Genomic DNA, 24292 nt, shown 5'->3' on the forward strand with positions numbered 1-24292 from the left:
GCGCTTAGCGCTTCTTGAGCGGCCGCACGAGACCTTCTTGTGCGACGCTTGCCACCAATGTCCCGTCTGCGCTGTAGATTGACCCGCGGTTAAAGCCGCGGGCTTTTCCCGTCCACGGGGCATCCAGATCGTACAAATGCCAGTTAGCGAACTCAATGGGCCCATGAAACCACATGGCATGATCCAGGCTCGCGCTCATGACATTTCCCTGAAACCACGTCAGCCCGTGCGGGCGCAGGGAAGAACCAAGCAGATTCATATCGGACGCATAGGCCATCAAGCAGTGCTGCATCTGCGGGCCTTGGCCTTTGGCGGCTTCCATGCGGAACCACAGATGATTGTGGTCTGATGTTTTTTCAGGCGTAAAAAAATCACGCGGCGCAACTTCGCGCAGCTCAATCGGGCGCTGGCGAAGAAAATCATCGTGGAATTTCGCTGGAATCTTTGCGACATGCGCCTCGCGCAGTTCATCGCGATTTGGCCAGTCGTCAGGGCTGCCAACCTGCGGCATCTCGTGCTGATAGTTCCAGCCCTCTTCATCAATGTGAAACGACGCGGACAGATTGAAGATCTGTTTGCCATGCTGAATTGCCACAACGCGCCGTGTGGTAAAGCTGCCGCCGTCACGGGCGCGGTCGACCTGATAAATCACGGGAATTTTTGGATCACCCGGACGGATGAAATAGGCGTGCAGGCTGTGGCAAAGACGGTCGGGAACCGTTCGATACGCTGCCATCAACGCTTGTGCGATGACGTGCCCGCCAAAGATGCGCGTGGTCGTTTCACCGCCTGAGCCGATACCACGAAATAGATCGACCTCCAGTTGCTCAATGTTCAGCAGCTCTATCAGTTGATCGGCAACATTGCTCATAGCGGGGCCTCAGGCGTTGGCCCGTGCTTTCGCATAGGCGATAAAGAAATCAAAGCTTGCGGGGTTGGCCATGCTGTCACGGTTTACCACGCTTGCGGGGTCACCCCCCAACAACAGCTTTTTTACCGGAACCTCAAGCTTTTTACCCGAAAGAGTGCGCGGGATTTCGGCCACTTGGACGATCTCGTTCGGGATAAAGCGCGCAGAGACACCTGCTCGGATTGCATGATTGATCTTATCCTTCAGCGCATCATCAAAGGCAACGCCTTCGGCTGGCACCACGAAAAGCGGCATAAAGCTTTCGCGCCCGAGGAACTCCAGATCAACCACTAGACTATCAAGCACGTCTTCAAGACCTTCCACAGCCTGATAGATTTCAGCCGAACCTAACCTAAGTCCCTTGCGATTGATTGTAGCATCGGAACGGCCATAGATCACGCTAGCGCCGTTTTCATCAATACTGATCCAGTCACCGTGCCGCCAGATACCAGGATAGGTGTTATAATAGCTTTCAAACAGGCGCGTGCCATCATCGTCGCCCCAAAAGAACAGCGGCATGGACGGCAGCGGTTGGGTGCAGACAAGTTCTCCCACTTCGCCGATCAACTCGTTGCCGAGTGGATCATACGCATGGACCGCATTGCCAAGCGCGCGGCACTGCATCTCACCTGCGCGCACAGGCATTCCGGGGTGGCCAAGTACAAAAGCCCCCGCCAGATCGGTCCCGCCAGAGATAGGCGCAAGCCATACATCTTCCTTCACATCGCGGTATATCCAGTCATAGGCGTCCGCGCTCAGCGGTGATCCAGTTGAGCCAAGAGAGCGTAGGGCAGAGAGATCAACAGCATCGCGTGGCGTCACACCCGTCTTCAGACAGCCTGCAAAGAACGCGGCACCGGCACCGAAATACGTCAGCTTTTCATCTGCGACGAAGCGCCAGACCGCTAGCATATCGGGATGATTGGGCGCGCCGTCATACATGCACACAGTCGCCCCCTGCCCCAGCGCCGTCCACTGCGCGTTCCACATGATCCACCCCGAAGAAGTGAGCCAGCAAAAGCGGTCCTTGGACGTCAGGTCATGGTGAAGGGACTGTTTGGCGGCCTCAAGAATAATGCCTCCATGTCCGTGCACGATAGGCTTGGGATTGCCCGTCGTACCTGAGGAATACACAATCCAGAGCGGCTGATCGAAAGGCACCTGCGTCGCCTCGAAAGGCACGTCGTCGTGCAACAGGCTGTCCCACGCCACATGCCCTTCGGGCAGATCACCCACAATTGGCAGCGTGACGAACTGCACAACGCTTGGCAGCTCGGCGTTGATCTGGGCCAGCACCTCACGGCGGTCAATCGTTTTGCCTGCGTGGACGTAACCGTCTTGAGCGATGAACACCTTGGGCGCGATCTGCTTAAACCGGTCCACGATGGCCACCTGGCCCATGTCGGGCGCACATAAAGACCACGCAGCCCCGATGCTGGCAGTAGCGAGTAACGAAATCAATGCGACTTCGGTATTGGGCAAAACGGCCACCACACGGTCGCCTTGCTCAACGCCCATCCACCGCAGGTGCGCCGCGAGCGATGCTACCTGCGCCCGAAGTTCTCCCCACGTCAGTTCCTTGCGGCCCGACGTTTCGGAGAAGCTGACAATCGCTGTCTCTTCGGTGCGGCCTTCGGCATGGCGCAGGATGTTGTCGGCGTAATTGAGCATAGCGCCGGGGCACCACTGTGCCCCCGGCATAGAGCGGTCGCCCAAGATGCGGGTGTAGGGTGCGGATGCGTGGACGTCGAAGAATTCCCAGATCGACGCCCAAAAGCCTTCAAGATCGGAAACGCTCCACTGCCACATGGCGTTGTAATCTTCGAACGTCAGATCGCGCTTTTCTTCTACAAACCGTTCGAACGCGGCCATCGTTGATGCGTCTGCCCGCTCTTGCGTCGGGCTCCACAGAATGCGGCTCATGTCATGGCTCCGTGAACGAGTGCTTTTAGTTGCGGGCGCGCTGGATAGGCGCTCGACGGGATGAGTTGCGTAAAGAAGATGGCAGACAGATCAGCCACCGGATCAACCCAGAAAAATGTTGAGGCCATGCCGCCCCAGCTAAAGTCTCCGACATGCCCAGCCGAACGGGCGCGACCTGAATCAAGCAGAACAGCGCCCCCAAGGCCAAAGCCCATCCCCTCCATTGGTTGTTCTGCAAAACTGCTAGGACCCATAGAGGCAATATCGCCCTCCAGATGGTTGCGCATCATGAATGACAGGGTTTTGGGGCCGATCAGGCCCGCACCACCCGTGCGCATCATCTCAGTGAATTTCAGATAATCATCGATGGTCCCGACAAGCCCGCCACCGCCCGATTGCATCTGGGCATTCAGGAAAGGGGATTCCGCAGGATCATCTATCAGTCGCAAAGTTTCAGGGGCGCGGTCGACTTTGCCAACCGAAAACGCGTCCCCCGCCAGCGGCGTATAACAAGCGGCAAACCGGTCGCGTGCTGTTGTCGGCACGGAAAACCGCGTTTCATTCATGCCAAGTGGATCAAATATCTCTTCAATGAAAAACTGTTCCAGCGTCTTGCCACTAATCACTTCGACCACGCGGCCAAGAATATCGATGGCGACCGAATACTCCCACCGCTTGCCCGGCGCGAAGGCCAGCGGCAATGCGGCAACCCGATCGCACATGTGCGCAAGCGTGCCCTGATCCGCGCGAAACACGATATCCTGATCGGCCATTTCCTGTCCCAGAACACCCGGATTGAATGGATAACTAAGGCCAGCAGTGTGAGTCAAAAGGTGATGCAGCGTCGGCGTGGCGCATCGCTCCACCTGATCAATCGCCGTGGCACCATCCAGCAAGCAATGCATATCTGAGAAGGCCGGAATAAACTCTGACAGCGGCGCGTCAAGATGGAACAGACCGCGTTCTGCTAGCATCATCAGGGCCACAGAAGTTACCGGTTTTGTCATCGAGTAGATGCGCGCCACAGTATCGCGCTCCCATGCAGCTCTGCGCGCGACATCGCGCAAACCACACTGGTGGTAATAGACTTCCTTGCCACCTTGGGCGATCAAGACAGAGGCGCCCGCCAAGCGGCGGGCGTCTATATAGGTTTGCATCCAGTCGCCAATGCGACCAAGGCGGGCGGTATCAAAGGACGTCATTAGACTTCGAGCCACTCCTTGCGCACGTCTTCGCGTGCCTTGAGCTCGTTCGGTGTCCCCTCAAACACAACTTGTCCATGGCCCATCACATAAACGCGGTCGGCAATGTCCATCGCGATGCTCAGCTTCTGTTCCACCAACAAAGTTGAGATGCCTTTCTCAGCAATCGCCTTGAGCACTTCGGCCACCTTCTGCACCATCTGCGGTGAAAGGCCCTCGGTCGGCTCATCAATCATGACAAAATCAGGATCGCCCATCAATGTACGGCACATAGTAAGCATCTGCTGCTCTCCGCCCGACAGCACCGATGCTTCAACATCCGCGCGGCGGTCAAGGTTTTCGAACATGTCAAACATCATCTGCATGGACCAACGACCTGCACCGTCCTTCTGGCCGGGTTTTAGGCCCAGCGTCAGGTTCTGGCGCGTGGTGAGGCCGGGAAAGATATCGCGGTTCTCCGGCACATATCCGATGCCCATGTTGGCAACTTCATAGGCTTTTTTGCCCGCGATTTCCTTACCACGGAATTTCACGGACCCATGCGGAGTGACCTCTCCCATGATCGCCTTACAAGTGGTGGAACGCCCTACGCCGTTGCGACCCAGAAGGGCGACAATCTCGCCCTCTTGTACGTTCAGGGTGACGCCCTGAAGGATATGGGATTTGCCGTAATAGGCGTGCATGTCGGTGACTTCGATCAATGTTCTGCCTCCAATGCTGCGCCCAGATAGGCTTCTTGAACTTTCGGATCTGCCCGCACGTCCGCAGGTTTGCCCGTTGCGATGATTTCACCGTAGACCAGCACGCTGATCTGGTCGGCAAGACCGAACACCACACCCATATCATGTTCCACCATCACTAGGGTTTTGCCCACGGTGACTTTCATGATCAGGTCGGTGATATAGTCGGTTTCAGAGTGGCTCATACCGGCGGTCGGCTCGTCGAGCATGATCACATCAGCCCCACCCGCGATGGTGATGCCAATTTCCAGCGCGCGCTGCTCAGCGTAGCTGAGCGTGCCTGCAGGCAGGTTGCGCCGTTCAAGCAGGTTGATCTGGTCAAGGATCGCCTCGGCGCCCTCGGTCAGATCACGCTTACGGTTTACCAGATCCCAGAAGCTGTACTTGTACCCTTGCGACCACAAAAGCGCACAGCGCACATTTTCAAACACGGTCATCGCCGGAAAGATGTTCGTGATCTGGAAGGAGCGGCTGAGCCCCTTTCGGTTGATCTGATACGGCTCCAGTCCGGCAAGATTCTCACCGTGCAGCTTAACCGAACCCGCTGTGGCCGGAAAACGTGCGGTAATCAGGTTGAACAGCGTCGATTTACCGGCCCCGTTCGGGCCGATAATTGCGTGACGCTCGGCTTTACCGATGCTCAAGTCGATGCCACGGATAATCTCGGCCTTGCCAAAGCTTTTCTTCAGGCCGCTGAGTTCAAGGGCTGGCGTGCTCATGATGCGCCTCCTGCTGAATTGGCTTCGTTCCATGCGTCCTTGAGGGATGGTGCAGTGACCTTTGCAATGCCGAGCCCAATTAAGGTAATCGCACCCGCAATGATCCAAGGCAGAACTTCGTGACTGTTGAAAGTGGTCCAGAAGATCGTCATTTCATCATCACCAGTGGCTGCATGACGGAAGTGGAACGTCATCTCTACCAGTGCCGCAGCACCCAGTAATCCGATTGCCCCCGGCAATAGCGTCTTGAGATAGGGGACGACTAGCTGGCTGGCCTTACCCAGCTTGAAGGCCGGAACGTGCATCATGATCAATCCTGCAAGACCGCCTGGAAAGAACATCACTGTCGCAAGGAAAAGCGAACCTGCGTAAAAGGCCCAAAGCTCGGTCGAAAGGCTCAGCACGGTTTGCAGCAGGGTAAAGGCGATTGCCCCGATGATCGGCCCGAAGAAAAAGCCGACACCACCCAAGAATGTCACCAACAAGATAACACCGGAAGAAGCTGTGTTGAGGTTTTCTTCGGTCAGGATTTCGTAGTTGATCGCAAAAAGACCACCCGCGATGCCTGCAAAAAAACCTGAGGCAACGAAGCTATAGTAGCGTACCCAGCGTGAGGAATAGCCAAGAAACTCTGCCCGCTCCGGGTTGTCGCGCACGGCGTTGGCCATGCGTCCGACAGGAGTGCGGCTCCAAAGATACATCAGCGCGGCTGAGATGATGACCCATGCAGCGGTCAGGTAGTACACCTCGATCTGCTGCAAGAATTCGACACCAAAGAACGGCTGCGCGTAGGTACGGTCGCCGCTGATGCCTTCTTCGCCGCCGAAAAAGGCCACGATGATCACCGAACAGGCCGCGATCAACTCACCTACCCCAAGCGAGATCATGGCAAATACTGTCCCCGCCGAGCGTGTCGAGAACGAGCCAACGATCAAGGCAAGGCCCATCCCGAACAATCCGCCAAAGACCGGCAGGATGACCAGCGGAATAGATGCAAAGAAATCCGACATGTTCATGATGTGCATGCAGGCAAAACCACCCACACCGGCATAAACCGCATGGCCGAAGGACAGCATGCCCCCCTGCCCCAGCAGCATATTATACGCCAATGCAAAGATGATCGTTATCGACATCTGGTTCATGATCGTTAGCGCGGAGTTGTTGGTAAACACCAGCGGCATCATCATCATTGCTACAGCAGCGATGATCCATGGCGCTAGCGTGAGTGTCATAGAACCTGCACGCATACGCTGTGCGGGCTTGGACGGGTCGGTTGTCAACTGATCTGTCATGAGGTGCGCTTTCCGAACAGTCCTGCGGGGCGGAAGATAAGGATCAGCACCATCAGGATATAGGGGAGGATGTCAGCGATCTGCGGGCTGGTAAGGCTCCAGAAGTCGCGGAAAATATTGTCATCCAGATTTTCCGGCGTTGCGATGCCAATGGCGTTCAGGACATTCTCCATCTCGATATTATACGACTTGGCGAATGTGGTGATCCAGCCGATCAATAGCGAGGCCACCAAAGCCCCCCAGAGGGAGCCGAGCCCGCCGATCACGATGGTCACAAACACGATAGAGCCAAGAACGAAGGCCATGCCAGGGAAGGTGCCAAGCACAGGTCCTGCAATGACACCAGCCACACCGGCCAGCGCTGTGCCGACGCCGAACACACCCATAAAGATTAGCGGTACATTGTGACCCAACGCTTCAACCGTGCGCGGATAGCTGAGCGCGGCCTGAATAATCATACCCACGCGCGTTTTCGTCAGGACATAGAGTAGCCCGATAAAAATGCTGATGGAGATGAAAATCATAAAGATCTTATACGCAGGAATGGAGTTACCAGAGATGGCAAAAGCTGTGAAATTCAGAATGTCCGGGACATCATAAGGCAACTGGTTTTTGCCCCAGATAAACTGGACCAATTCCTCGATTAGCAGGGCCAGACCAAATGTAAAGATCAGCTCTGGAACATGGCCATACTGGTGCACACGCCTCAGACCGTAGCGCTCAACTCCGGCGCCAAGCACGCCGACGATCAGCGGCGCAATCAGAAGGCCCATCCAGAACCCCAGCGCAATGCTGATCTGATAGGCAAAGTAAGCGCCCAGCATGTAGAAGCTCGCATGGGCAAAGTTCAGTACACCCATCATCGAGAAAATAAGGGTCAGGCCGGCGGACAGCATAAACAACAGCAGTCCTGTCACCAGCCCGTCGATCAGATTGACGAGAATGAGGTCCATTAGGCCCCTCCGGTAAAATGTGAATCAGATAGGGGAAGGCCCGCCCGATAGTCGCGGGCGGGCCGATAAGCGCGGCTTAAGGGCGCTTCATCTCGCAAGTTGTCGGGCTGTCCATGGACGCCATCTCAATTGTGGACTCTGTCACCACGCCGAAACCCGAGTTGTCGTAATCAAACTCGACGTTCTCATCGGTGTGTACACCCACGTTCATGTTCTGGATCAGCTGGTGATCCTGTGGACGCATGAACAGTTTACCACCCCACATGCTGTCGTACTCCATGCCTTCCAGCTTGGACGCGATGGCAACAACATCATCTGCTGTACCCGCTTGCGTGATCGCTTCGGAAAGCATGCCGATGGTGTTGAAGATACGGCTTTGGTCGATGTTGCCGTCAGGATACTTCGCCTTGAACGCGTTATAAAGCTCACGCGCTTCGTCGGAACCGATTGGGTTGATATCGCCTTGGGAAACTAGACGGATACGACCCTTACCACTTTCGCCGAATGCAGCGGTGATACCGGAGCCTGCCGCGTAGTAGGTATAGATCGGGCCTTCAAATCCGTTCTCGATGATCGACTTACCCAAGCCCAGCATGTCTGCACCCCAGTTGCCAGTGATAACCGCATCCGCACCGGACGCGACGATCTTACGGCTGTAAGGAGTAAAGTCTTTCACTTTGCCGATCGGGTGCAGCTCGTTGCCTACGATTTCAACATCGGGGCGTTTTGTGCCCAGCATGTCTACTGCCGCAGCAGCCACAGCTTTACCGAAGGAATAATCCTGACCAATGATATAAACCTTCTTGAGGTTCTCATCTTTCGCCATGACATCCGTCAGCGCGTCCATTTTGATGTCCGCGTTGGCGTCAAAACGGAAGTGCCAGAAGTTGCACTTGTCGTTTGTCAGCGCTGGATCAACCGCGGCGTAGTTCAAGAACAGCACGCGGCTGTCAGGGTTACGCTTGTTGTGCTTGTCGATTGCTTCGGTCAGCGCGTTCGCAACCCCTGAAGAGTTACCTTGCACGATGAAACGGACACCTTGGTCAATCGCGACCTGCAACTGGATCAGAGATTCTTTCGGGCTAATTTTGTTGTCGAACCCGATGACTTCCATCTGCTGGCCGTCAAGCAGACCACCGTTCGCGTTGACCATATAGTCAGCAGCAAATTCAAACTGGTGCAGACCGTTTGTGCCCGTGCTTGCGAATGGGCCAGACAAAGGGTCAATGAAGGCGACCTTAATGTTCTCGGCAAACGCAGCACTTGCGCCGATGATGAGTGACAGCGCGGAGACCGCACCAAGCTTAGTGATATTCTTCATTTTATTCCTCCCTAGGAAAGCCCGTCGCTGTTTGCGATCTTTATAAATGGACTATGAGGAGAGACTTACATACCCCCGCCGTAAGTCAAGCGCTCACATGCGGATGAGAGCGCGGTTTTTCAGGCGTTACGTGGCGGAAATTTAATCAATCCTTAGGGCGCGTGCGCCTTTCCCCTGCAAGGAGACCACGTTAACTAACTGATATAAAATGCTTTTAGTAAAGTTCCGCCGTGGTTTGTTGCACCAATTAGTGATCAAAAAACCCTAACTGTGGGCGGAAAATATTATTAAAAAGTTGCACAGCGCTGAGCAACTTCCCTAAACATTCAGTGCATTTAACGATCAGTCAAAATCCAGCGAGTTCCGCCATGCGGAACAACGCCCCGCGAGTGGACTTGGACCAGAATTTGATTCCGTGCCAAGCGCGGTTATTCCTTGGCGCTGAGACCTTCAGCCAACTTCAACAGCTTTGGTGCGTAGACTGTTTCAAGCTGTTTGGGCTTCACATGGTATGAAGGTCCGCCGACATTTAACCCGTATACGCGTCCGTCGCTCAGTGAGTGGACCGGAACAGCGATCCCGTTTACGTCAGAGCGCCAATTACCATATCCGGTGCAAAACCCATTTGCTGCATACTCGGACAAGGCCTGTTTGTAGCAGGCGCGCGCGTCCTTTTCTACGTCCTCACCCTCGGCACGGGCAAAGCCAAAAATTTGCTCACAGCGATCTTCGGGCGTTACCGCAAGGATCGCCTTACCCATTGCAGAATGGAACAATGGCAGCCTGGAGCCGACACGCACCATCAGCGTGACGCCTTCATTGGAACTCTCTGTCGCCAGATAGATCACCTCGGTGCGATGCTGTTCGCCAAGTGCGACCGTCACATACGGGTTTGGCCCTTTCGTCCGCAGCGCGCTCATTTCGTGCTTGGCGCGGTCACGCATATCCATCGCAGCGAGCCTGCTAAACCCAAGCCGCAGCACACCAGCCGACAACCGATACGTCCCCACGCGGCTATCAGCCACCAGATAGTCCAACTCACACAGCGTATGCGTCAGACGCGAGATTGTCGCCTTCGGTAGACCTGTGCGTTCAGAAAAATCACTATTCGTCAGCGTGTGATCACCGCGCCTGAAGCACCGCAACAGCTCAAGCCCTCGGGCCAAAGCTGTCACAAAATTGCGGTCCTTGCTCTCCAGCTCGGGATCAAACTGCTCCATGCTCAACCCCGCTTAAGGGCATCAAGCCCGTGCTGTGCGAACACTGGAACGAAGGCGCCTACCTTCATGGCGCGTTCAGGGTTTGACGCGTTGCCGTCCAGCGCCCGTTTCAGCACACCCTGAATGATCGCCGCCATGCGGAAGAACGCGAAACCAAGGTAGTAGCCGAAGTTGTCGATGCCACTGAGCCCGCGCCGCGCGCAGTATTCTGCGATAAACTCTTCATCGCTTGGCAAGCCTAGAGCCGCGCGATCCAGCCCGCCCATGCCACGTCCTTCGGAGCCTGCTGGCAACTGCCACTGCATGATGACCGCCGCGAGATCGGCAAAGGGGTGACCAATGGTAGACAGTTCCCAGTCAAGAACAGCCCGGCAGTCAGTGCTTGTTGCATCAAAGATCATGTTGTCGATCCGGTAGTCGCCATGCACCAGCGTGCGCTGGCCATCATCCGCGGGGCGTCCGCCCACCAGTGCATCCATCAACTGATCCATTGCCGGAATGCTTTGCGTCTCTGACGCACGGTACTGCTTTGACCAACGGCCGACTTGCCGCTCGAAATAGTTGCCTTCAGGGCCGTAGTCAGCCAGCCCCACCGCATTGATGTCCACCGAATGCAGCGCAGCCAGAACGCGGTTCATCTCTGTGATGACTTTACCACGATCGGCGTTTGTCAGGTCAGGCATCGCCGGTTCGTTAAAATTACGGCCCTGCACATGGTCCATGATGTAGAACATGGAGCCAATCACACTGTCGTCTTCGCATAGCAGGTGCATTTTGGAGACTGGAACGTCCGATCCTTCCAGCGCCTTTTGCACGCGAAACTCACGATCTACGGCATGGGCGGATTTCAGCAGCACACCCGGCGGTTTGCGCCGCAACACATAGGAATGCGCCGGTGTCTTAAGCATGAACGTCGGGTTCGATTGACCGCCCTGAAACTTGGTCACTTCCATCGGCCCTTCGAAGCCCGGCAGATTTTCGGTCAAGTAAGCGCTTACTGCCGATTCATCGAGGGTTTGCGTATCCGTCATTTTTGGCCGTCCCTAACTGTAACTCATCAATTTCATGCCATCCGGCGTGGCATAGTGCGGTGTTGCGTTGAACTCGTTCAAGGAGAACAGGCTACCCGAAAACACAAACCGCGTCATAGCAGCGTTTTTGATCTGGAGGTTGAGGTTCATCATGTGTTGCGCTGGTGCATGCAAAGATGCGGCGGTGAGTTGTCCGATCACGCCACCGGAACTGACAATCAGCACCCGCTTAGCGTCCGTATCTACGGCAAATGCACGAGCTGCTTCAACCCGTTCCGCAAAGGCGGCCCAAGTCTCGTACGGGTTTTCGATCTCGTCTTTTTGCCAGGCAAAGACTGTCTCCCGCAGGGTGCGGAAATGTACCTTCCGGTCACCTTTAACCAGATCGGGCACTTCACCACCGAACTGCGAATCCAACAGGCTGCCAAAATCATATTCATTCAGCCCTGCATGCTCTTCGCGCACGGGCTCAAACCCCATCTCGACCGCTGTATCAATCTGACGGTTGAGCGTACCAGTGACAACCCTGTCAGGCTGCCACCCCACTTCACGTAGCCACGCACCAGCGGCACGCGCCTGCGCTCGGCCCAGATCAGAAAGCACGTCATAATCCGCAGCCCCAAAAGAAGCCTGACCGTGTCGTATGACAAGTAACTCAGCCATGCCGACGCCCAGTGGGGAAATTTCCCCCAATTTGCGTTTGGCGCACGAACGCAGCGTCAGGAGTGAACCGCTCCGACATCAGGAGAACTCCGTCGCCAGCTTTTTGCCCGCAGCCTGATACTCCGCCTCCATCCGGTCCACAATCGCAGCCGCAGGTCCAACCGATTTGATCGCACCAATACCCTGCCCAGAACCCCAAATGGTTTTCCACGCTTTTGGTTTTTCGCGGTCAGACCCGAAATTCATCGAAGACGCATCTGCTGTTGGCAGATTGTCAGGGTCCATGCCTGCGTTCTTAACTGACCCTTTGAGGTAGTTACCCCAAACGCCGGTGAACAAAGAGGAATAGACAATATCCTCTGCTCCGGATTCAACGATCATGTCCTTATATGCCTGATCGGCATTGGCCTCATCAGTGGCGATAAACGGGGAGCCTGTATAGCCAAGGTCCGCACCCATTGCCCGTGCTGCAAGCAGGCTCTCGCCCGTGGCAATCGATCCCGACAGGGCAACTGGCCCATCAAACCATTCACGAATTTCGCGCATCAAAGCAAACGGGGACTGCTGACCGGCATGGCCGCCCGCACCCGCTGCCACTGCAACAAGGCCGTCCGCACCTTTTTCAATAGCCTTTTTGGCAAAGCGGTTATTGATGATGTCATGCATCACGATACCACCACACGAATGCGCAGCCTCGTTTACTTCGACGCGTGCGCCCAGTGAGGTGATCCAAACCGGAACATCATGTTTGACGCAAATTTCCAGATCACGATCCAGCCGCGTGTTGGAGCGGTGAACAATCTGGTTGACCGCATAAGGTGCAGCAGGATTGTCTGGGTTGGCCTGATTGTGGCGGTCGAGCTCTTCCTTAATCTGCATGAGCCACGTGTCGAGCAAGGGATGCTCGCCCTCCGCTTCGCGGGCATTCAGCGCCGGAAAGGAACCAATGATCCCGGCCTTGCACTGGGCAATTACCAGCTCTGGCACCGAAATGATGAACAGCGGCGATGCAATGAGCGGGATGCGCAGACCTTGCAGCGCTTTCGGCAGGTGGGAGTCGTCACGTGGCATAACAGATCCTGAATTCATATTGACTGTGAGGGGGCGACTGAAGCCGCCCCTCTTGTTCGCAAATTGCAAGGCTTACAGAACCTCGAACAGACCTGCAGCACCCATGCCGCCGCCGACACACATGGTGCAGACAACATATTTGGCACCGCGGCGTTTGCCTTCGATCAGCGCGTGGCCAACCATACGTGCGCCGGACATGCCGTAGGGGTGACCGATCGAGATCGCGCCGCCGTTGACGTTCAGCAGCTCATCCGGAATCCCCAACACATCGCGCGACTGGATAACCTGCACAGCGAAAGCTTCGTTAAGCTCCCAAAGGCCAATGTCGTCGATGGTCAAACCGTGTGCTTTCAGCAGCGGTGGCACAGCATAGATCGGGCCAATGCCCATCTCGTCCGGCTCACAGCCAGCGGCCATAACGCCCATGTAGCGACCCAGTGGAGCAAGGCCCATCTGCTCGGCCTTTTTGGCTTCCATGATCACAGTGGCAGACGCACCATCGGACAGCTGCGAAGCGTTACCCGCTGTGATGTATTTGCCTTCTTTGATGACAAGGCCGTCCTTGAACACAGGCTGAAGACCGGAAAGCATCTCGGCGCTTGTGCCGGGGCGGTTACCCTCGTCTTTGGAGAGCGTCACCTCATGTTCGGTGATCTCTTTGGTTTCTTTATTCTGCACCATCATCTTGGTGGTCATCGGCACGATCTCGTCGTCGAACTTGCCTGCTTCTTGCGCCAGATGAGTGTTCTCTTGGCTGCGTGCGGCGTACTCGTCCTGACGCTCGCGGCTAACGTTATAGCGTGCGGCAACTGTCTCGGCTGTCTCCAGCATGGACATGTAGATTTCCGGCTTGTGCTCTTTCAGCCAGCTATCAGCCTTTACGCGCATTTCAGGTGTTTGCACCATGGAGATGCTTTCGACACCGCCACCGATGACCACATCCATACCGTCTATGATGACCTGCTTGGCCGCTGTCGCAATCGCCATCATGCCAGAGGCACACTGACGGTCGAGCGACATGCCGGCGACAGTCACAGGCAGACCCGCACGGATCGCTGCCTGACGCGCGATGTTGCCACCGGAGTGGCCCTGCTGCAGGGCGGCACCCATGATGCAGTCCTGAATTTCGGACACATCAACACCAGCGCGCTTAACCGCGTTTTCAATGGCGTGGGCCGCCAGAGCCTGAGGTGTCGTGTTGTTGAAAGCACCGCGATAGGCTTTTCCGATCGGGGTACGTGCTGTGGATACGATTACTGCGTCACGCATGGGTAGTCTCCTATATTACCAGTCGAGCTTCAGGCCTTTGGCCTTAGCTGCATTGAGGGCGTATTTCTTGGTCTGGCCGAAAGCATCGCCCAGTTGCTGTTGGTTTGTGTCGTCTCTGATTTCCGCAAACCGTGCTGCGACGGCTTCGGGAGTGTTGTCATCGCCCATCAGGGTGATGCCTTGGGTCTCATACACCCGTGTTTCGGCAAAGCTGCCGGCACCGGCGCCAAGGATCACCTGACTAGGTGCGTCCTCGCTTACCAGATACAGCAAGCCCGGCGTGATCGTCTCAGGCGCGAGCAGTTCCTGCGCCTCTGCGGGCAGCAGGTCGGCTGTCATGCGCGTGGCGGCTGTGGGGGCCAGCGTGTTGACGCGGATATTGTCGCGCGCGCCTTCCATATGCAGCACATTCATCAGGCCCAACATAGCAGCTTTTGCTGCGCCGTAGTTGGACTGACCGAAGTTGCCGTAAAGACCTGACGCAGACGAGGTCAGCACGATGCGGCCATATTTCTGCTCGCGCATGATCGGCCAACAGGCATGGGCCACATTGGCGGATCCGATCAGATGCACATCTACCACCTTGCGAAAGGCAGCCATGTCCATCTTGGCAAAGGTTTTGTCCATCAGGATGCCCGCGTTGTTGACGCAAATATCAATGCGCCCCCATGCGTCCATCGCTTGCGCGACCATGTCCTTGACGCCAACCTCATCGCTCACGTCAGCGCCGTGGCTCATCGCCTCGCCGCCCATGGCCTTGATTTTGGCTACAACGGATTCGGCCGCTTCAGAGGATTTACCCGTTCCGTCACGCGCCACGCCCAGATCGTTTACAACAACCTTCGCGCCCCGCGCAGCCAAGCCCAAAGCGTGGGAGCGGCCCAGACCGACCCCCGCGCCTGTGACAATCGCCACGCGTCCATCAAACCGGATATCAGCCATCAGTGCAGCGCCTGTTCGAAAATGTTCGGGCCAGACATGACATTGATACCGCCAGACACGGGGATCACAGCGCCCGTGATATAGGCACCACCACGTCCGCACAGGAACAACATGCAGCCGCCGATATCCTCGTCGCGACCAACACGTTTCAGCGGCACGTCATCACCAACCTTACTGCGCATGTCTTCGTCGTGTGTGGCAAAAGCAGTCATGCGGGACACGAAGGGGCCAGGCGCGATGCTATTGACGGTGATATGATCGCCCGCCAGCTCTTTCGCCAGAATCTTGCTGATGTGGATCACGGCGGCTTTTGACGTGGCATAGCTGTAGGCGCCATCACCCATTTCGCGTTCGCCCATAACCGAGGCAACGTTTACCACGCGAGCAGGATCATCAACGCTGCTGGACGCTTTGAGCATCGGCAACAGCTTTTGCGTCAGGTCAAACAGCCCAGCCACGTTTACGTCCATCACCTTTGACCATGCTTTGAAAGGGAAATTGCCCAAAGGGGCGCCCCACGTGATGCCAGCGTTATTCATCAGAATATCAAGCTTGTCTGTCCGCTCTTTCACGGAGGCAACCAGCGCGTCCACGCCTTCTTCGGTACCAACGTCTCCGGCGAAACCGATTGCTTTGCCGCTGGCACCCAATGCGTTCAGCTCTTTTGCGGCGGCCTCACAGGCGTCGCCTTTGCGGCTGGCGATCAGCACGGTCGCACCCGCACGCATCAGCGATTCCGCAGCCATCCGACCAATGCCAGTGGCACCGCCGGTCACCAGCGCAACTTTACCACCCAACCCGAACAGCGTTTGAATATCCATCTTCAGAATCCTCTCAGGGCTGCGACTTTTTCGGCGTGATAGCTGTAGTCACCCAGCCATTCCGCCCCGACGCGCGCCCGTTTCATATAAAAGCCCATATCATAGGCATCCGTCATACCGATCCCGCCATGCATCTGCACGCCTTCTTGCACGGCCAAAGTCGCAGTCGAGGTCGCTTTGGCTTTGGCAAGCGACACGGCAAGTTCGGCATTCTCAGGATCGCTGTCCAGCATCCGGCCTGCGTTCAGAATGGCCGATGCGGTCACTTCGGTCTCGCACCACAGGTGCGCGGCGCGATGTTGAAGCGCCTGAAAGCGGCCAATCTCGACCCCGAACTGCTTGCGCTCTTTGAGGTACCCAACGGTCATGTCAAAGGCACCAGCAGCAAGGCCTGTCATCTCGGCGGCTAAGGCAGCCTGACCCGCCTGCAAGGCCGGCTTGAGAATGGTCATCGCAGAATCGACCTGACCCAGTACATCCTCGCCCGTGGCCTCTACGTTATCAAAGTCGATCTTCGCCGCGTCGCGCGCATCGATCATGTTGGACCTGTTGCGCGTGATGCCTGCACGGTCGGCAGGGATATCAAACAATGTCAGCCCATCGGCTGTGCGCGCAAGTACCAACAGCCGGTCGGCCATCGCACCGTCAACCACAAAGGTCTTTTTGCCGGTCAGACGGAAACCGTTACCGTCTGCTTTGGCTTCCATCGTTGTTGCGTCCGGGTCATGTTTGACACCTTCATCCACCGCCAGCGCATAGGTAACGTCGCCGCTTGCGATCTTGGCCAGCGCCGCTTTGGCGCGATCATCGCTGACCTGACGCAGCGCAGTTGCTGCCATAACGGCCGTGCTAAGGAACGGAGAGACAACAAGCGTCTTGCCCATTTCTTGCGCCAGCACATTGGCCGCAGCAAACCCCATGTCGGAACCGCCCGCATCTTCGGGCACCAACACACCGGCCCAACCCATCGCGGCCATTTTTTTCCACAGCTTGGCATCGTGGGTTTCGCCCGCGTCACGCATTTTGCGTAATGCAGACACCGGTGCCGCACCATCCAGAAATCCGCGCGCCATATCGGCGAGCATGGTTTCTTCTTCGGTTAGTACAAGTTTGCTCATGCCGGTAATCCCAATACACGTCGTGACACGATGGAGAGCATCACCTCTGAGGTGCCCCCTTCGATCGAGTTCGCCTTGGTGCGCAACCAGTCGCCTGCGCGATTACCTACATCACCATCCCATTCCAGCGCAGCCGAGCCGCCTGCCGTCATCATCAGTTCATGGCGCTGCTTATTCAGCTCGGTGCCCATGTACTTCAACATGGCCGAAGCATCACCCGCGCCCTGCCCTGCTTCTGTCTGATCTTTGTACCGCTCAAGCGTGAGGCCAATGGTCAGTGCGTCAATCTCACAGCGCATCGCATCCGCGCGAAGAGTAGCATCCAGCGTCTCAAGCGTATCGGTCAGCACCGCGCCCAACGCACGCCCACCGCCAGACAGACCCGCACCTCCGCCCGAGATCATCTCACGTTCGTGGGTCAGCAGATATTTCGCAACGTCCCAACCACGGCTTTCAGTACCGACGATCCGATGCTTCGGGACCTTCACATCAGTAAAGAACGTTTCGCAGAAAGGGGAAATGCCCGAGATCATCTTGATCGGGCGAGTCTCTACGCCTGCATCATCCATATCAATCAGCAGGAAGGAAATGCCCTTATGCTTGGGCGCTTCACGGTCCGTACGCACCAGCGCAAAAATTTTATCGGCCTTGTCGGCATAGGAGGTCCAGATCTTCTGACCATTCACCAGCCAGTGATCGCCCATATCTGCACCGTGGGTCTGTACGTTTGCCAGATCGGAACCTGCTCCCGGCTCGGAGTAGCCTTGGCACCAACGAACCTCACCGCGCGCGATGGGGGGCAGATATTCCAGCTTTTGGTCATGGCTGCCGAAATGAAGAAGTGCGGGGCCAAGCATCCAGATGCCAAAGCTTTGCAGCGGGTTCCGCGCGTTGATGCGGTCCATCTCGGAATGGAAAACCTTTTCCTGTTCGCGGGTCAGGCCCGCGCCACCGTATTCAACCGGCCACGTCGGCACAGTGTAGCCCTTGTCGGCACAGCGCTCCAGCCACTGCCTTTGTGCGTCGGAGGTAAAAAGCCAGTTCTTGCCGCCCCAGCAAATACCATCTTCTGTTATGCCACCATCGCGCATTTCGGCGGGGCAATTTGCCTCCAGCCAATCGCGCAATTCCGTGCGGAAATCTTCCGCAGACAATGCCTCAGCCATTCATCTTCCTCCCGTTGAACACACATGGCCTCTTGCGGGCCACCATTCCGCACAGCAGAATTGCATTTCGAAATTCGATTGACAAGCATGAGTTGCACAGGCCCATTACAGGCCAAATAAGATGGAGGATACCCCGAGATGAAAGCGATGCTAAGCCACGAGCCCGGCGGGCCGGAAACACTGAAGCTAACCGAGATGGAAGCGCCCGAACCGAAGAAAAATCAGGTGCGCATCCGCGTACGTGCGGCGGGCCTGAACTTCCCCGATACGCTGATTATCAAGGATATGTACCAGATGAAACCGCCGCGTCCTTTCGCGCCAGGCGGGGAAGTCGCGGGCGAAATCGAAGCGCTTGGCGAGGGCGTTGAGGGCCTTGCAGTCGGGGACCGTGTACTGGCCATGTCCGGCTTTGGCGGCTTCGCGACTCATCTGTGTATCGACGCAGCGCGGGTCATGAAGATCCCTGACGCGATGCCATTTGACGAAGCGTCATGTTTGGTGCTGACCTACGGAACCTCCCATCACGCGCTGAAAAACCGCGCCGAAATCCAGCCCGGCGAATCGCTTTTGATTCTTGGCGCGGCTGGTGGCGTTGGCGCTGCGGCAATTGAATTGGGCAAAGCGGCAGGTGCACGCGTGATTGCCGCCGTATCGTCCGAGGAAAAGGCGCAGTTCTGCCGTGAACTGGGCGCGGACGAAACGCTGATCTACACGCGCGACATGGATAATCGTGATGCGCAAAAGGCATTCTCTGCCAAGATCAAAGAATTGGCAGGCGGTGACGGCGTGGACGTCGTCTATGACGCAGTGGGCGGCGCCTATGCAGAACCAGCCGTGCGCGCGCTTGCGTGGAAGGGCCGCTTCCTTGTGGTGGGTTTCCCTGCTGGTATCCCAAAAATTCCGCTGAACCTGACACTGCTGAAGGGCACGCAGATTGTTGGCGTGTTCTGGGGGGCGCACACGCTGCGCGAACCTGAAATGCACGCAGAGAACATGGCCGAGCTATTCAGCATGTATAAAGAAGGCCTCATCAAGCCGCGCATCTCGGCCCGCTTCCCGCTGGAAAAGGCCGCCGATGCGCTGAACCTGATGATGGACCGGAAGGTGCTGGGCAAAGTCGTATTGGACGTTGATTAGGCTCTAATGCCCTATTCTGTCTCTATCAAAGCGTGGCGCGCCTTAAAGGTGCGCCACGTCATTGAACCCTCGCAGGATCATTTGTTCGCCATGGATTACAACGCGGCTGATCGAGCCATTGTCAGCACCGTTAAATCCGAAGTTCCGCGAGCCGGTTGCTGCGGCCAAAGCTGCACCAACCACGCCGCCGTGCACAACCACCGCGACCAATTGATCGGGATGCGCACCAGCAATGCGCCGCAGGCCGCGCACAACACGCGCTTGCAGGGCAACAAATGTCTCACCGCCGGGAAGCTCTCCCCAACATTCTTTTTCGCGCGCGCGCAGGATTGCCGGGTCATTTTCAGCCGCGCGGAAACGGAATTCGCCGCCGTCCCAGTCGCCCAGAAAAACTTCGCGCAGATCTGCTTCAACCAGCGGCGCAATGCCCAACGCGGTCGCCAGCGGCGCAGCAGTCTGATGGGTGCGCTGCATGGTGGTCACGTAAATCGCGTCGATCGCTTCGGACTTCAGCCGCGCGGCTACGGCATGCGCCTGCGCTTCACCCTCGGGACGCAAAGGCGGATCGCCTTGCCCGTCCACCATGGGAAACGTTTGGCCACGAACAGCGGCCTGTGTTTCGCCATGACGGATCAACAAGATATCCGTGGCTCCCTGCGGTGGGGTGAACCTGTGCTGTCGCGCTTCGTTGCTCATTAAGTATCCTTTCATATTTCCACACACTAGCCTCAAGGAACCCCACATGACAAACCGCCAAATCGTCGTTGCCGAACTACCTAAAGGCGAACTCACGCCAGAAAACTTCAGACTGACCGAAACCGCTATGCCCACGCCGGGCGAAGGCGAGGTTCTGCTGCGCGTTATCCTGATGTCAATCGACGCAGCCAACCGCTCATGGATGCAGGGTGCTACCTACCGCGCAGCGGTAAACGCAGGCGATGCGATGCCAACCTATGCAATTTGCGAAGTCACCGCATCCAATTCCCCAAAACTGGCCGTTGGGGATCTTGTCTCAGCAGAGGCTACATGGTCAGATTATGTCACCGCGTCGGCAAATAAAGTCACCAAATTGCCGACGGTGCCGAAGCTTTCAAATCTGATGTCTGTCTTCGGGATTGCAGGCAAGACCGCCTATCACGGTCTGATGTCCGTAGGTCAGCCGCAGCCAGGTGAGACCATTCTGGTCTCTGCTGCGGCGGGATCGGTTGGCGGTTATGTCGGTCAGATCGCCAAGTCACTGGGCTGCCGCGTTGTCGGCATCGCCGGCGGGCAAGAGAAATGCGACTGGGTGATGGAGCAGTTCGGCTTTGACGCCTGTATTGATTACCGCGCGGACGGGTTGTTCAAAGCCCTGCGCGCCGCCTGCCCTGAAGGGGTGGATGTGTATTTCGACAACGTCGGCGGCAAAATTCTTGAGACCGCACTTAACCTGATGAACGAACGCGGCCGTATTGTCTGCTGTGGCGCCATCAGCCAATATCAAAGCACGTCACCAACTGGCCCACGCAATCTGCCCGGCGCGATTGTGGTCAAGCGTTTGCGGATGGAGGGCTTTATCGTGATGGATTTCACCCAAAACGACGCAAAAGCCATCCGCGCCATGCAAGGCATGATGGAACGCGGCCAATTGAAAGTAACAGAAGACATCGTTGAAGGTTTGGAAAACGCGCCATCTGCGCTGATCGGCCTGCTCAACGGCGATAATAAGGGCAAGCGCATGGTGCGCGTGTCCGCTGATCCATCCTGAGGAGATTCCCATGTCAGCACGCGATACAGCCCTTGCCGAAGCAGAAAAGGTCATCGGTACTGAAGTCGGGGTGTCAAACTGGATTACCGTTGATCAGGCAATGATCGACGAGTTCGCAAAAACCACACGCGACGAGCAATGGATTCACGTCGATCCAGAACGCGCTGCAGCAGAGACGCCGTTTGGCGGATCAATCGCGCACGGGTTCCTCACGCTCTCGCTCGCGAGCCGGTTTGCCTATGATTGCTTTAACATGCTGCCCGGTCAGGTAATGGGCATCAACTATGGCATGAACAAGCTGCGGTTTTTGAAACCGGTTCTTGCTGGCTCACGTCTGCGCGGGCGCTTTACGTTGCAAAAAGTGACCCCGAAAGGTCCCGTGAACTTGCTGCGAGAGAACCTTCTGACAATCGAGATCGAGGGCGAGAAGACACCTGCCCTTATCGCTGAATGGCTGGGCATGGCTGTTTTCGAAGACTAAACAATGAGCGCCTGCGCAATATATATGCGCAGGCGCTTTTTATTGATGAGGCAGTGAACACACTGCCAGACGATGGAAGTCTAGACTTAAGGCGTAGCGTTGAAGGTAAACAGCGCCTGATCAGCAATCGTATAGCCGTTGATCAACTTTGCCGCGCGCGCCGAGGTCAACCATTCTTCCAGCTTCTGTACGAGAGCGACTTTGACTTGCGGATGGCGTTCCACGCTCACCGGCAGATAAGCGTATTGGTTAAACAGCACGGGATCGCCCGCAAACAGAACTGCAAGATCGCCCTTGTTGCCAAAGTTTAGCCAGCTTGCCCGATCCGACAGAACGTAAGCATCAAGCCCCGATGCAGTATTCAGCGCAGCGCCCATGCTAGCTCCGACCGCCTTGTACCACGGCTCGAAGCTCTCTGGGTTGAGACCCGCCTGCTTCCAAAGGCCAAGCTCTTTCTTGTGAGTGCCGCTGTCATCCCCACGGCTAACAAAGGTTGCCTTTGTTTCGGCAATGGCCTGCAAAGCGGCCTGCGCTGTTGTCGCCTGACCCGTTTGGGCGGGATCGCCGGCAGGGCCGATCAGGACGAAATCATTATACATGATTTCGCGGCGATAAGGTCCGTACCCTTCAGCGATAAACGCCTCTTCTGCGGTGCGGCTGTGGACCAGAATTGCGTCCACGTCTCCTGCTTGCCCTAACTTGATCGCTTGGCCTGTACCCACAACCAGCAGCTGCACCTCCAGCCCCAAATCTTCTGCGATGGCGGGCAGTAGGACATCGGCAAGGCCGGAATTATGAAATGATGTTGTGACCGCCATGCGCATCATATCCTGCGCGGCAGCAATACCCGCCCATGCAGTCAAAGCTGTAGCAAGTATAATAGTTCTCATTCGACGATATCTCCTCTTAAAAATGCTCTTGCCTGAATGCTTTTGGGCGCGTCAAAAAACTCGCGCGCGGGCGTGTGCTCTTGGACAGCGCCATGCAGCAAAAAGATCACTTCGTCTGCTAGCCTGCGTGCCTGACCCAAATCATGGGTGCTCATAACCAGTTGCATCCCCGAGGCCCGCGCCGCGCGCAAAACCGCCTCTACTTCGCGTGTGGCGCGACCATCAAGCGCGGCAGTGGGTTCGTCCAGAAACAACAATTCCGGCTGTGTGATCATTGCGCGCGCAAGGGCAAGCTTCTGCTGCTCTCCCCCTGACAAATGGGTCGCATGTCGCGCAAGCATCCCGTCCAATCCGACCCGTTTGGCCCAATCTTCGGCCTGAGTGCACGCTTGGGGCTTGGCTACGCCGCGCAAAAGCAAAGGATACATCAGGTTTTCAAGGACACCACGCCGCAACATGACGGGCCGCTGAAAGACAAACGCTTGTTCCCGACGTGCCTGCGCTTCGTCACAGGCCCAAGTTATTTGCCCCGCCGTCAGACGAGCCGCGCCATGCAGAAGCCGCAACAAAGTTGTTTTGCCTGAACCATTAGGCCCCATGACAACCGTGACACCAATACCACGCAAATCAAGGTCCAGCGGCCCTACCAAGACCTTGCCGCGCCGAGACGTTTGCGCACCGCGCACCGAAAGAGGGAATAAGCTCACCAGCGGCCCTCCTGTTCGGTTTTGGTCAGCCAGTGAATCGATAGATTTACCATGATCGCAAGTCCGATCAGGACGACCCCCAAACCCAATGCGAGTGCAAAATCACCCTTGCCGGTTTCAAGGGCAATGGCCGTGGTCAAGACACGGGTGGCGTGTTCAATATTGCCGCCAACAATCATGATCGCGCCAACCTCACCAATCGCACGCCCGAAACCCGCCAGAGATGCCGTAAGCAGCGCGCGGCGTGCATCCCAAAGAAGGGTACGCATTTTCTGCCCCTGCGTAACATTCATGGAGATCAGCAGATCGTGATACTCGCTCCATAGATCGCGCAGCGATTGATGAGCGATGCTGGCAATCAATGGCACGATAATAATGACCTGTGCGATAATCATTGCCGTAGGCGTAAAGAGCAGACCCAAGACCCCGAAAGGTCCGGAGCGGGACAACAGGATATATACAACCAACCCGACAACAACGGGCGGCAACCCCATAAGCGCGTTGAGCACCGCAATCACACTGCGCCGCCAGCGGAACCGGCGCACGGCTAAAAAGGCGGCTAGCGGTAAAGCGATGGCCGAGCCGATCACTAATGCCGACAGCGTCACCTGAAGCGACCGCAGGGTTATCTCTACAAGATCACTGTCCAGCGTGACAAGCAGCCGGAACGCCTCTGATAAACCTGCCCACAAATCGCCCATAAAGCACGCGACTCCCCTGCCCTGTCTGGTTCTGTCAGCACTCTAGCTAGGTGAAAGATGCTGTGCAGCAGGAAAAGAGCGCATCTCAAATGCTTGGGTAAATTTTTGCGAGGTTTATCAATCTAATGACGCGGATATTTCCACATCTGGGGCAATTCGACGGGCACCCGATTTCAACAGCAAGGGATAGAAAGCGAGAATGAGGCCATTAATGGGCGTTGTTGCATGGAGCATGAGGAGGTCGGAACGCGCCCTACCCGAGACGGAC

24 protein-coding genes are annotated in these 24292 nt (G+C 56.6%); 3 read left to right on the forward strand and 21 right to left on the reverse strand.

Translation table 11 applies throughout. The features are described from left to right. Positions 1-4 precede the first annotated feature (4 nt). The 17 genes from V7730_RS14990 to V7730_RS15070 form a co-directional block, all read right to left on the reverse strand. Positions 5-871 carry an acyl-CoA thioesterase gene (locus V7730_RS14990; protein ID WP_335748408.1) on the reverse strand — a complete coding sequence of 289 codons (867 nt, stop codon included), beginning with the start codon at positions 869-871 and terminating at the stop codon, positions 5-7. A 9-nt stretch (positions 872-880) separates the two neighbouring features. Continuing rightward, the gene (locus V7730_RS14995) at positions 881-2833 is read right to left on the reverse strand and encodes an acetoacetate--CoA ligase (protein ID WP_335748409.1); all 1953 of its coding nucleotides are present in this window, start codon (positions 2831-2833) and stop codon (positions 881-883) included. Continuing rightward, on the reverse strand, positions 2830-4035 hold the full coding sequence (locus V7730_RS15000; RefSeq protein ID WP_335748410.1) for a serine hydrolase domain-containing protein: 1206 nt from the start codon (positions 4033-4035) through the stop codon (positions 2830-2832). The genes V7730_RS14995 and V7730_RS15000 overlap by 4 nt, the downstream gene beginning before the upstream one ends. Further along, positions 4035-4718: an ABC transporter ATP-binding protein gene (locus tag V7730_RS15005; RefSeq protein WP_335748430.1), complete on the reverse strand. Its 684-nt coding sequence runs from the start codon at positions 4716-4718 to the stop codon at positions 4035-4037. The genes V7730_RS15000 and V7730_RS15005 overlap by 1 nt, the downstream gene beginning before the upstream one ends. Before the next feature lie 14 nt (positions 4719-4732). After that, on the reverse strand, positions 4733-5494 hold the full coding sequence (locus tag V7730_RS15010; RefSeq protein WP_335748411.1) for an ABC transporter ATP-binding protein: 762 nt from the start codon (positions 5492-5494) through the stop codon (positions 4733-4735). After that, on the reverse strand, positions 5491-6786 hold the full coding sequence (locus tag V7730_RS15015) for a branched-chain amino acid ABC transporter permease (protein WP_335748412.1): 1296 nt from the start codon (positions 6784-6786) through the stop codon (positions 5491-5493). The genes V7730_RS15010 and V7730_RS15015 overlap by 4 nt, the downstream gene beginning before the upstream one ends. After that, a complete protein-coding gene (locus tag V7730_RS15020) occupies positions 6783-7739 on the reverse strand; it encodes a branched-chain amino acid ABC transporter permease (protein ID WP_335748413.1) in 957 nt (318 codons plus the stop codon). Before V7730_RS15020 ends, V7730_RS15015 begins: the two co-directional genes overlap by 4 nt. Positions 7740-7815: 76 nt before the next feature. Beyond that, positions 7816-9060: a branched-chain amino acid ABC transporter substrate-binding protein gene (locus V7730_RS15025; protein ID WP_335748414.1), complete on the reverse strand. Its 1245-nt coding sequence runs from the start codon at positions 9058-9060 to the stop codon at positions 7816-7818. A gap of 428 nt (positions 9061-9488) precedes the next feature. Next, positions 9489-10280 (reverse strand): IclR family transcriptional regulator, encoded by a 792-nt coding sequence (locus tag V7730_RS15030; protein ID WP_335748415.1) that lies wholly within the window; start codon positions 10278-10280, stop codon positions 9489-9491. A gap of 2 nt (positions 10281-10282) precedes the next feature. Continuing rightward, positions 10283-11311: a phosphotransferase family protein gene (locus V7730_RS15035; RefSeq protein ID WP_335748416.1), complete on the reverse strand. Its 1029-nt coding sequence runs from the start codon at positions 11309-11311 to the stop codon at positions 10283-10285. 12 nt (positions 11312-11323) lie between these two features. Next, positions 11324-11974, reverse strand: a complete 651-nt coding sequence (locus V7730_RS15040; RefSeq protein WP_335748417.1) for a histidine phosphatase family protein — start codon at positions 11972-11974, stop codon at positions 11324-11326. Positions 11975-12052: 78 nt separating this feature from the next. Then, positions 12053-13045 carry an NAD(P)H-dependent flavin oxidoreductase gene (locus V7730_RS15045; RefSeq protein ID WP_335748418.1) on the reverse strand — a complete coding sequence of 331 codons (993 nt, stop codon included), beginning with the start codon at positions 13043-13045 and terminating at the stop codon, positions 12053-12055. A 72-nt stretch (positions 13046-13117) separates the two neighbouring features. Beyond that, entirely contained in the window at positions 13118-14314 is a 1197-nt protein-coding gene (locus tag V7730_RS15050) for an acetyl-CoA C-acyltransferase (RefSeq protein WP_335748419.1), read from the reverse strand. 15 nt (positions 14315-14329) lie between these two features. Next, positions 14330-15256 carry an SDR family NAD(P)-dependent oxidoreductase gene (locus V7730_RS15055; RefSeq protein WP_335748420.1) on the reverse strand — a complete coding sequence of 309 codons (927 nt, stop codon included), beginning with the start codon at positions 15254-15256 and terminating at the stop codon, positions 14330-14332. Further along, the gene (locus tag V7730_RS15060) at positions 15256-16077 is read right to left on the reverse strand and encodes an SDR family oxidoreductase (RefSeq protein WP_335748421.1); all 822 of its coding nucleotides are present in this window, start codon (positions 16075-16077) and stop codon (positions 15256-15258) included. Before V7730_RS15060 ends, V7730_RS15055 begins: the two co-directional genes overlap by 1 nt. 2 nt (positions 16078-16079) lie before the next feature. After that, positions 16080-17195: an acyl-CoA dehydrogenase family protein gene (locus V7730_RS15065; protein WP_335748422.1), complete on the reverse strand. Its 1116-nt coding sequence runs from the start codon at positions 17193-17195 to the stop codon at positions 16080-16082. Next, positions 17192-18361 carry an acyl-CoA dehydrogenase family protein gene (locus V7730_RS15070; protein WP_335748423.1) on the reverse strand — a complete coding sequence of 390 codons (1170 nt, stop codon included), beginning with the start codon at positions 18359-18361 and terminating at the stop codon, positions 17192-17194. The genes V7730_RS15065 and V7730_RS15070 overlap by 4 nt, the downstream gene beginning before the upstream one ends. Before the next feature lie 138 nt (positions 18362-18499). On the opposite strand from V7730_RS15070, the gene V7730_RS15075 reads away from it, so the two are divergent. Further along, positions 18500-19498 carry an NADPH:quinone oxidoreductase family protein gene (locus tag V7730_RS15075; protein ID WP_335748424.1) on the forward strand — a complete coding sequence of 333 codons (999 nt, stop codon included), beginning with the start codon at positions 18500-18502 and terminating at the stop codon, positions 19496-19498. Positions 19499-19540: 42 nt separating this feature from the next. Here the strand turns inward: V7730_RS15075 and V7730_RS15080 are convergent, their stop codons facing one another. Then, positions 19541-20194 carry a histidine phosphatase family protein gene (locus tag V7730_RS15080; protein ID WP_335748425.1) on the reverse strand — a complete coding sequence of 218 codons (654 nt, stop codon included), beginning with the start codon at positions 20192-20194 and terminating at the stop codon, positions 19541-19543. Between the two features lie 46 nt (positions 20195-20240). On the opposite strand from V7730_RS15080, the gene V7730_RS15085 reads away from it, so the two are divergent. Together V7730_RS15085 and V7730_RS15090 are read left to right on the forward strand one after the other, a co-directional pair. After that, positions 20241-21245, forward strand: coding sequence for an NADP-dependent oxidoreductase (locus V7730_RS15085; protein ID WP_335748426.1), 1005 nt, complete (start codon positions 20241-20243; stop codon positions 21243-21245). A 10-nt stretch (positions 21246-21255) separates the two neighbouring features. Continuing rightward, complete coding sequence (locus tag V7730_RS15090; protein WP_335748427.1) at positions 21256-21726, forward strand: MaoC family dehydratase; 471 nt, start codon at positions 21256-21258, stop codon at positions 21724-21726. Positions 21727-21812: 86 nt separating this feature from the next. On the opposite strand, the gene V7730_RS15095 is transcribed toward V7730_RS15090, so the two are convergent. The 3 genes from V7730_RS15095 to V7730_RS15105 are packed head-to-tail and all read right to left on the reverse strand — an operon-like array spanning position 21813 to position 24024. Next, entirely contained in the window at positions 21813-22616 is an 804-nt protein-coding gene (locus V7730_RS15095) for a substrate-binding domain-containing protein (protein ID WP_335748428.1), read from the reverse strand. Next, on the reverse strand, positions 22613-23326 hold the full coding sequence (locus V7730_RS15100; protein ID WP_335748431.1) for an ATP-binding cassette domain-containing protein: 714 nt from the start codon (positions 23324-23326) through the stop codon (positions 22613-22615). Before V7730_RS15100 ends, V7730_RS15095 begins: the two co-directional genes overlap by 4 nt. Next, positions 23320-24024: an ABC transporter permease gene (locus tag V7730_RS15105; protein WP_335748429.1), complete on the reverse strand. Its 705-nt coding sequence runs from the start codon at positions 24022-24024 to the stop codon at positions 23320-23322. The genes V7730_RS15100 and V7730_RS15105 overlap by 7 nt, the downstream gene beginning before the upstream one ends. Positions 24025-24292: the final 268 nt, after the last annotated feature.

It is taken from the genome of Sulfitobacter sp., from assembly GCF_036961165.1.
In the GTDB taxonomy this organism is placed as follows: Bacteria; Pseudomonadota; Alphaproteobacteria; order Rhodobacterales; family Rhodobacteraceae; genus Sulfitobacter.